The organism is Candidatus Glassbacteria bacterium (assembly GCA_019456185.1).
Taxonomy (GTDB): domain Bacteria; phylum Gemmatimonadota; class Glassbacteria; order GWA2-58-10; family GWA2-58-10; genus JAJRTS01.
Genome location: VRUH01000119.1, coordinates 1 through 2,855, shown reverse-complemented (window position 1 = coordinate 2,855; position 2,855 = coordinate 1). Strand labels below are relative to the sequence as shown.

Genomic DNA, 2,855 nt, shown 5'->3' with positions numbered 1-2,855 from the left:
GTCTCCTTCTTTGTTTGGAATAAAATCTGATAAAGAATTGAGAGGTTTAAGGGAAAATGAGAAATTTATTTGGAGCAAGAAATCATGAAGAAAGTTTATTTACCTGCAGTAGCAGGAAGTCTATCAATGACGGACATGAACAAGAAATCAACTAAGTCGAACACGAAACAGCCGGGCGGGCGACAGTTGTCGCTGATGATCTGTTGCGCCCTCCTGCTAGTCGCATTGGCCGCATCTGTGGGTTTCGCAGATGCGGTAAAGGATACGCCATGGCTTGCCGGCGTAACCCAGACCAGCGTCTACGCATGTCTGGAGGCGGACACTACGGCGGATGCAACGGTCGAATTTGGGCTGACAACGGGCTACGGAAGCGCGGCCGTCACGGAAAGCATCGACGATACGACCAACGGCACCTACGTTCACAACGTCAGGCTCACCGGCCTGCAGCCGAACACCGTGTACAACTACCAGGTTACCCATGGCACATCGGTCAGCGTCAATTACACCTTCACCACCGCGCCGGCGCCGGGTACGCCCGCACACTTTGGTTTTGCCGCCGACTGCCGAAGCGACATAAACGGCCACGACCTAATCGCCGCACAAGCGGCTTTGAAGAACCCGAATATGATGATCTACGCCGGCGACTTGTGTAACACTTCCAGCTACGATTCCTGGGCAAACGAGTGGTTCGTGCCCAATCAGGCCACCCTGAACGCCACCGTGCCCTTTGTCAACGCCACAGGCAACCACGAGGGCTGGAACACAAACACCCGGGCTTTCACCGAATCGCCCAGCGGGACCGACGGCGAAGGCGGCAACGGATACTTCTCCTACGATTATGGCGATGTACACATCCTGGTGCTCAATAACTATGTCGCCATCAACGAAGGCAGCGCCCAGTGGAACTTCGCCGCCGCCGACCTGGCGGCCTCCAACGCGAAATTCAAGATCGTCACCTTCCACAACCCGGCCATTTCCTACGGCCTCCACGGCTCGGACGGGAACATGTTTAACATGACTACTCAGCTCTTCGAGCCCAACGGCGTTAACTTCGTGCTGTCCGCCCACGACCACTTCTACCAAAACAACATCAAGGAAGGTATCCACCATTTGGTTATCGGTGCGTTTGGGTTGATTCCCAGGGATCCCGGCCTACCCGGCGAGTACCACATATACTCTGAGAAAACGAGGTGCTTCGCTATTTTCGACACGGATGGAGAAGATACCCTTACCCTGCGAACTTACCGATGGATCCAGGGCGGCTCTGGCGAGCCTGGCGTGACCACGCTTATCGAGACGATGATGACCGACAACACGGCGCCTACGCCTGACCCGGCGACGTTTGCCATCAATCCGGCAGGGGTAAACGGCTACACCATCTCGATGACGGCAACCACAGGCACGGACGCCAACGGCTACATCGAGTATTACTTCGAGGAGACGAGCGGCACTCCCGGCGGCACAGACAGCGGCTGGCAAAGCAGCGCGACCTACTCGGACTTTCCGTTGACGCTCAGCACGAGTTATTCCTACCGGGTGCAGATGCGCGACATCTATGGCAACACCACCGGCTGGTCGGGGGTCGAAAGCGCCAGCACGACAAATGAGATCGACGACCAGGCGCCGACGCCGAATCCGGCGCAGTTTGACGTGGCGCCTTATCCCACTATTGCCGTGTCCTTGACGATGACGGCGGTTGTGGGCACGGATGTGAACGGGCCGGTCGAATACTACTTCACCGAGACGAGCGGCGCCCCGGGCGGCAGCAACAGCGGCTGGCAGTCCAGCCCGACCTACAAAGACGAAGGCCTGTCGACCAGCACGCAATACACCTACACGGTAATGATGCAGGACGGCCTGGGCAACGTCGGCACGGCCTCGGCGCCGGTATCCGGCACGACCAGCTCGGACATCGCCGTGTTATTCTCTGTGGACCACGATAACCTGCCTGCCGTCGGTAATCCCGTGCTTACATGGGACGGCTTCACAAAGCGAGGTGGAGCTCCGACGGTCGTCGCGTTGGGCGGAGAAAAATGGTATTCGAATAAATACGCCACATATGACGCGATGGTAAGCGACCTCGGCGAGCATGCTGCTGGTACCAGCATCCCGATCAGTGGTGCGACCATTGTCACTGCGGTCAAGCCCGAACGGTATGCCAATGGCAATTGGTGCTTGGTTGTGGATATTTTCTACGATCAGTTGTGCTTGGGTATCAATAACGTAAGCGGACAGGTCACAGTCAAGGTCAGCGGTGCTAGCGGAGCCAACCACACTTGGACGGGCGGCGTTATACCCGAAGAACCAGGCGTGTTGAGCCTTACCGTCGCAAGCACCGCCAACCCCGCATTCGAGGTCTTCTGGCGCGGTGAAAATGATCCGGTGGCGGTATCGATGGGAACAGGAAACGGCAATACAGGCGGCCAGCCTTACACCGCGTTGTACGCACAAGCCAGTAACAGGGGCTTCGCCGGTTACATCAACCTCGGCCGCAATAACCCCGATGGTTGGTCGACCTACAACGGGCTGATCGGTGATACGCATGTATTCGAAGCGCAGCTATCAGCAGCGACCCTTTTGACGGTGCAAGATGCTGTTCGTGCGGCCATGGGCATCGGTGGTGGTGTACCTGACACAGATCCTCCAACACCTGACCCTGCTACGTTCTCAAGTGCTCCGGCTGCTGTCAGCGATACTGCTATCAGCATGACGGCGACAACAGGCACTGATGCATCGGGTCCGGTTCAGTACTACTTCGACGAAGTTACCGGAAACCCAGGCGGTACAGACAGCGGATGGCAGACATCGACTAGCTATACCGACACGGGCTTGACAGCAAGTACGCAGTACACATA

1 protein-coding gene is annotated in these 2,855 nt (G+C 57.1%); it reads left to right on the top strand.

The window, feature by feature from the left end; all coding sequences use genetic code 11:
* Positions 1-84 precede the first annotated feature (84 nt).
* On the top strand, positions 85-2,855 hold a 2,771-nt coding region (locus tag FVQ81_18240), incomplete at its 3' end, for a hypothetical protein (protein MBW7998470.1).